Here is a 6,492-nt window from a genome sequence, read left to right on the forward strand (position 1 = left end):
TAAAGCAGTAATTTGAATTGACAACACGGAGGCACTATGAATCAGAACATGCAACGCACCTTTGACCTGTCGGGGGGCATGCAGCAAGTCCGCCACCAGGTCTTGCGCAACACTTACTGGCTGCTGGCGCTGTCCATGATCCCGACCGTGCTGGGCGCCTTCATCGGCGTGCAAATGCATTTGCCGATGCTGACCGGCGGCATGGGCTTCATCATCTTCATGGCCGTCGCATTCGGCTTCATGTACGCGATTGAAAAGACCAAGAACTCGGGCCTCGGCGTCGCCGTCCTGCTGGGCTTTACCTTCTTCATGGGCCTGATGCTCACGCCTATCCTGACGCGCACGCTCGGCTACTCGAACGGCGGCATGCTGATCATGACGGCGTTCGGCGGCACGGCCACCATCCTGGCCGTAATGGCGACGATCGCGACGGTCTCGAAGCGCGACTTCTCGGCCATGGGCAAATGGCTGTTCGCCGGCGTGATCGTGCTGATCCTGGCATCGGTGGCGAACATCTTCCTGGGCCTGTCGGCGCTGTCGATCGTGATCTCCATGGTTGCCATCGCCATCTTCTCGGCCTACATCCTGTATGACGTGCAGCAAATCATCAACGGCGGCGAGACCAACTACATCTCCGCCACCCTGCGCATCTACCTGGACGTGTACAACATCTTCACCAGCCTGCTCTCGTTGCTGGGTTTCGCTGGCGGCAGCCGCGACTAAGCGCTGCGATTGAAACAGCAAAAAGCCGACCCTCAGGTCGGCTTTTTTACGTCTGTCGAAGCTACTTGATTCTCTCCGCCACCTCGAGCAGGCAGGCACGGGCCCGGTCCAGGGTCGGATTGTCGCGCTGGGCAGCGTAGACGGCGTAGGCGGAATGCGAGAATTCGGGCGCGTCGCGCACGCGGTGCAAGAGACCCGCATCGAGATAGGGTTGCGCACTGCCGATGCGAAAATAACTGGCGCCGCCCACTTCCAGCAGGTAGACGAGGGCCAGCGGCCCCAGCGAGATCGACACGGGCGGGCTGCTCAGCTCCGGATACGCGGCCTGGTGATTGGCCGCGAAGCTGGGCCCCCAGTCCACATACACATAGGTGTCCGCATGCATCTGGCCGTCGGCGCGCGTGGTCACCATCACCAGCTTTTCCTCGGCCAGCAATTCGCTGGCCAGGCCCGGACGCTGGGGCGGGTTGTACAGTACGGCAAGGTCGAGCGAACCGTCATGCACGGCGTCGAGCAGGCGCGCGGGGCTGTCGACCTCGGCACGCAGGGCGATCTCGGGACAGTCGCGGCTCATGCGTATCAGCCAGTCGCCCAGCAGCGGCGGCCACAAGCTCAGTTCGCAGCCGATGCTGACGGCGTCGTCGCGCCCCGGCGGCAAGGCCACCTGGTGGCGCGCCCGCTCCCACACCTGCACCATGGTGGCCGCGTGGCGCATGAAGCGCTCGCCAGCCGACGTCAGGCGCGCCCCCGCCTTGTTGCGCACGAACAGCTGGCGCCCCAGCTGCTGCTCCAGGGTGCGGATGCGGGCGCTGACGGCCGTCTGCGTCACGTGCATGCGCTCGGCGGCCATGATGAAGCTGCCGCAGGACGCCACTTCGAGGAAGGTACGCGCTTGATTGATATCCATCAGTCCATGATATCAGCTGACACGAGCATACCCTCCCAGCACACCCTGCTTCGACAGCACCCACTGCCACAGCTGCAGGTCGCGCGCGCGGAAGGCGCCGGCGCAGGACAGCAGATAGTAGGACCACATTCGGTGGAAGCGCTCGCCCAGCCGGGCGGCAAAGCGCGGCCACGCCAGCTCAAAATTGGTGTGCCAGGCCATCAGGGTCTTGTCGTAGTCGGCGCCGAAATTGTGCAAGTCTTCGGCCACGAACAGATCGTCCATGGCGTCGCCGATCTGGCCGATCGACGGCAAGTCGCCATTCGGGAAAATGTATTTGTCGATCCACGGGTCGCACGTGGAATGGCGCTTGTTCTTGCCGATCGTGTGCAGCAGGAACAGGCCGTCGTCTTCCAGGCAGCGGTGCGCCACTTCCATGAAGGCGCGGTGGTTCTTGTGCCCCACGTGTTCGAACATGCCGATGCTGACGATGCGGTCGAATTTTTCATTCGTGTCGCGGTAGTCCTGCAGGCGGAAGTCCAGGCGCTCGCCGCCCGGCATGGCGCGCGCATACGCGGCCTGCTCTTGCGAGATCGTCACGCCCACGCATTGCACCTGGTATTTTTCCGCCGCATAGCGCATGAAACTGCCCCAGCCGCAGCCGATGTCGAGCACGCGCATGCCCGGCTCCAGGCACAGTTTGCGGCAAACCAGATCGAGCTTGGCTTCCTGCGCCTCGGCCAGGTTGCCCGCATCCTTCCAGTAGCCGCAGGTATAGGTCATGCGCGGGTCGAGCATGGCCGCATAGAAGGCGTTGCCCAGGTCGTAATGCTCCTTGCCCACCATCCAGGCGCGGCGTTCCGTCTGCAGGTTGAACAGACGCGCGGTCAGGGCGTGGAAGGCCAGGCGCATGGGGCGCACGTCGTCGGCCACCCGGGCGCGCAGCAGATGGCAAAAGAATTCGTCAAGCTGCTGCGCATCCCAGTCGCCGTCCATATAGGCTTCGCCGAGACCCAGGTTGCCGCTGGCGAAGGCGCGCTCCGGCACGCCCGGTTTGCGCAGCTGCATGTCCCAAGCGGCGCGGCCATTCAGATGGATGTCGGCCCTGGCCAGCAGCTCGGCCGCTTCGCGGGTCAGCCTTGTGTCGAGCCGAAGTTCGGCACTACCTGCTGCTTGCTGTAACTGTGTCATTTGCTGCGTGTTCATGCCCTGCCGCCTCCAGATGTTGTCGGTGCTGGCGCCGCGCCAGCCATCAAATTATCCGCCCGCCATGAGCATATGGATAATGAAACATCGTGGCTATTCATATCAAAATAATTGCTGCAAAATGATTTGAATCAATTATTTTATGGAAATATCTGATACAAGAAGCGCACCGCAGCATGAAAAAAGCCGCCCATAAGGCGGCTGTTCGCGGCCATCTTGGCCCCGCCATCAGAAGTCGTGATTCGATGGATACTTGCTGTAAAAATCGTTATCCCATTTGAAGTTGGTAAACGCCACCGTCATCGATACGTCGAGCGCTTCGACGAAATGCCAGCAGCCGACGGGCAAAAACAGGATCTCGCCCGGCGCCAGCACGCATTCGCGCACCTGCACGTCGGCCATCAGCGGGTAGCGCCGCACGTCGATGTCGCGCCCGTCGACTGGCGTAAAACAGTGGCGCTGGTTGTACACGCGCGCCACCTCGCAGGCGGCCATGATGCGCAGCCGCTTGCGCCCTTTGACCTGGGCCATGAAGTTGTTCGTCAGGTCGTGGTGGAATGGCGTCACGGTGCCGGCCGGGCCGAACCATAAAAATCCCGTGGGGCCGCCATCCTGCTTCAGGTATTCGGGCAGCTGGCCGATATCGTCCCACAGCTCGCGCAGGGCTTGCCGGTTTTGCGAATCGTTATTCGCCGTCATGTAGAAATCGTTGGTCGCATCGCTGCCCTCGACCAGGCTCGCGTACTCGCCAAACGCCATCTTGCGCTTGTGGGCCACGCTGTTCATTTCGTACTGATCGTCCGCCTCGCGGCCGAACTGCACTTCCACTTCGCGCTGCGCGTAATGCGCGCGGAAATAGGCGGGGCTCCACTTGGCCATGGCGGGCCAGTCGTCCATCATGCCGGTGATGATGACGGGCTGGTTGGTGGAGTAATACTCGTCCAGGAATTCCTGCGCCGTCAATTTGTCGCGGCGGGGAATCTCGGGGTCGCGCAGCTGGTTCAGCCTGCGCTGGATGTCGATCACCCAGTCGCGCTTGGCCAGCCGGTTCGACAGGCGCACGGCGCCGGCAAGATACGGGCTTTGCAGCGCCAGCTCGATTTCGCGGCGCGCCAGAGGCTCCGCGATGCCGGCCTTTTGCAGCACCGGCATCAGCGCCGACGGATGGCTGCCCAGCATGAGGTTTTCCGCGATCCAGCTGCGCCACTCGCGGCTCAGCTCCTGTTCCGGCTGCTGCTCTTTCTGCTTGACTCCGAATGTCGATACCGCCGCCATCGCCCGTCTCCTGTTTTTTATGTGAACAAGCGGCCAGGCAGCAATGCCGCCCGGCCGCCTCCTACTCTAGCGCAGTATTACCGCACTTTCCACACCTCGGTCGCCAGCACGCCATTCGCGTCGCCATCGAGTTCCCACGAGAACGCGCCGCGCAAGCCCTGGTCCTTCACGTATTTCACCTTGGTGCCGATGACGGTCGGGTCATCGTAGCTCCACCACTGGCCGCCCGCGCCCGTGTACAGGTACAGCTGCTTGGTCACGGGATGGTAGTAGCGCGTGCCGGACTTGGCGACGAGGATTTTATAGTCCTCGATGCCCGACTCGTACGTGCCCGGCGCCATGCCCGTGGCTGCCTGGTACAGGCCATCGCCATTCGGCCCCGGCGCCACGCCAGTCCAGCCGCGGCCATAGAACGGTATGCCCAGCAGCAGCTTGTCGCGCGGCACGCCGGCGGCAATCATGTACTGCACCGCCTTGTCGCCCACGTATTCGCGCGCCATGCCCGTCGACGGATCGGCGGGGTCGGCAAACAGCTGGGCGTTGAAGTTGGTGCTGTTTTCCCAGCCGCCGTGGAAGTCGTAGGTCATCAGATTGATCCAGTCCATGTACTGCGAGTACAGGGCCGGCTCCGTGTTGTCGATCTTGTCCTTGCCGGCGCCGACCGCCGCCGTCAACAGGTAGCGCTTGCCGTTGGCGGCACCGAGCGCATCGAGCTGGCTGCGGAATTCCGCCATCAGCAAGGTGAAGTTGCGCTTGTCGTTGGGGCTGACCGTGTTGTACGGCTGGCCGCCGCCGACCGGATATTCCCAGTCGATGTCGATGCCGTCAAAGATGTTGGCCGCCGCACCCACGCCGCCGCGACCGCCCTGTACCGGCAGGTTGCCCTTGATGTAGATATCGATGCACGAGCGCACCATCTGCTTGCGCAGCGCATCGGTGGCCGAACCGACGGAGAAGTTCTTCGACCAGCTCCAGCCGCCCAGCGAAATGAACAGCTTCAGGTTCGGGTGCGCCGCCTTCAGCTTTTTCAGCTGCAGGAAGTTGCCCGACAGTGGAGCGTCCCATGGAATGACCTGGCCATCGACGGTGCGCTTCGGCGTGCGGATGTAGTCGGCCTCGGCATCGCCGCCCGTGCCCGCGTCCGGCGCGTTCGGATTCGTCGCGCCCGGCTCGGCCTTGGTGATCATGCCGCATTCATAGCCGCCGTTTTTCGGATAGATATTGCCGAAAGCGTAGTTGATGAAGGTCAGCTTGTCGGCCACGCCGCTCGTGTGCACGTTTGCCACTTCATAGTCGCGGCCATACACGCCCCACTGCGCGAAATAGGAACCGACTTCGCGGCCCGTTGGAGTTGGCGTTGGAGTTGGCGTTGGAGTTGGCGTTGGAGTAGGTGTCGGTGTCGGTGTCGGTGTCGGTGTCGGTGTCGGTGTCGGTGTCGGTGTCGGCGTAGGGGTCGGCGTGGTGCTGCAGATCTCCTGGCTGGTCCATGGCTTGCCCGTGCCGGCGGCGCCGCTGCTGGTCGACGGGTTGTCGCCCTGCGTCCAGTAATTGGCGCGGTAATTCGTGCCCGCATAGCTGACGGTGGCGCCCGCGCTGTAGGCCGTACCGGCCACCCAGGCCAGTGCGCACGTGCCGCCGGTTGGCGTCGGTGTCGGGGTGGGCGTCGGGGTCGGGGTCGGAGTTGGATTCGGCGTCGGGGTTGGTGTCGGCGTTGGGGTGGGAGTAGGTGTCGGGGTCGGCGTGGTGCCGCCGTCGCAGGTGCCGCCGGCGCTCCACAGGCTCGGTGTGGAAACGGGATTCCAGCCGGAGCCCACGTGATCGGTCTGCGTTACCAGGGCCGTGTAGTTGGCGCCCAGATAAGTGACCACGGTGCCCGCGTTATACGTGCCGCCCTCTTGCCACGGCACGCAAGCGACCACCGTGCTGGCCGCCAGCAATTGCGAGCCGCCGGGTGCGCTGGCGTCGCCGCCACCGCCGCATGCCGCCAGCACGCCACCGCTGGCCAGACATACCATCATGTTCCTGATTGTTTTTTTGAGTATTAAATTTTCCACGTTGTCTCCTGTTCAGGTTTGCAGAAATGCCACTCTGCTTCGTAAATAACTACCCTGTGATCTTGTTTTTTTGCAGTTGCAAGAACAGCATGCTGCTGAAAAAATAGGCGGTCAAGTGGTTTTGAAGTGGCATCAAAGTGAGCAATACCACTTCGAGCAAAAAGCGCAGCGGCAGGTGCAAACGGCGTGTTGTCCTACTGGACAATGAAAAAACGGCAGAGGGAGAATGGAAAAAGACGCTGGATCGGGAAAAGTCAGACCAGTTTTATAACACGGCGTAAGTGGTATTGAGGTAGCTTGTTGCACCGCTGAACGCGGAAGCGGCGGGTGCCAGCCTGGCCACCCGCC

The 6,492-nt window shown here is 62.5% G+C and carries 5 protein-coding genes; 1 reads left to right on the forward strand and 4 read right to left on the reverse strand.

Going from position 1 to position 6,492, the window contains the following annotated elements; all coding sequences use genetic code 11:
* Positions 1–36 precede the first annotated feature (36 nt).
* Positions 37–723 (forward strand): Bax inhibitor-1/YccA family protein, encoded by a 687-nt coding sequence (locus VM94_RS23575; protein WP_034752039.1) that lies wholly within the window; start codon positions 37–39, stop codon positions 721–723.
* A gap of 61 nt (positions 724–784) precedes the next feature.
* On the opposite strand, the gene VM94_RS23580 is transcribed toward VM94_RS23575, so the two are convergent.
* The 4 genes from VM94_RS23580 to VM94_RS23595 all read right to left on the reverse strand — a co-directional run bounded on the left by VM94_RS23580 (position 785) and on the right by VM94_RS23595 (position 6,108).
* Entirely contained in the window at positions 785–1,630 is an 846-nt protein-coding gene (locus VM94_RS23580; RefSeq protein ID WP_046685715.1) for a LysR family transcriptional regulator, read from the reverse strand.
* Between the two features lie 12 nt (positions 1,631–1,642).
* A complete protein-coding gene (gene cfa, locus VM94_RS23585; protein ID WP_235433004.1) occupies positions 1,643–2,815 on the reverse strand; it encodes a cyclopropane fatty acyl phospholipid synthase in 1,173 nt (390 codons plus the stop codon).
* 228 nt (positions 2,816–3,043) lie between these two features.
* Positions 3,044–4,090 (reverse strand): cupin-like domain-containing protein, encoded by a 1,047-nt coding sequence (locus tag VM94_RS23590; protein WP_082127885.1) that lies wholly within the window; start codon positions 4,088–4,090, stop codon positions 3,044–3,046.
* Positions 4,091–4,167: 77 nt separating this feature from the next.
* Entirely contained in the window at positions 4,168–6,108 is a 1,941-nt protein-coding gene (locus VM94_RS23595; RefSeq protein ID WP_268762453.1) for a glycosyl hydrolase family 18 protein, read from the reverse strand.
* Positions 6,109–6,492: the final 384 nt, after the last annotated feature.

The sequence above is a fragment of the Janthinobacterium sp. KBS0711 genome (genome assembly GCF_000988085.1).
Taxonomy (GTDB): domain Bacteria; phylum Pseudomonadota; class Gammaproteobacteria; order Burkholderiales; family Burkholderiaceae_D; genus Janthinobacterium; species Janthinobacterium lividum_E.

Excerpts from the sequence above, each read along its gene's own strand:
- VM94_RS23575 (WP_034752039.1), top strand. The coding sequence starts at position 37 with ATGAATCAGAACATGCAACGCACCTTTGACCTGTCGGGGGGCATGCAG.
- VM94_RS23590 (WP_082127885.1), bottom strand. The coding sequence starts at position 4,090 with ATGGCGGCGGTATCGACATTCGGAGTCAAGCAGAAAGAGCAGCAGCCG.
- VM94_RS23580 (WP_046685715.1), bottom strand. The coding sequence starts at position 1,630 with ATGGATATCAATCAAGCGCGTACCTTCCTCGAAGTGGCGTCCTGCGGC.
- VM94_RS23595 (WP_268762453.1), bottom strand. The coding sequence starts at position 6,108 with ATGATGGTATGTCTGGCCAGCGGTGGCGTGCTGGCGGCATGCGGCGGT.
- cfa (WP_235433004.1), bottom strand. The coding sequence starts at position 2,815 with ATGAACACGCAGCAAATGACACAGTTACAGCAAGCAGCAGGTAGTGCC.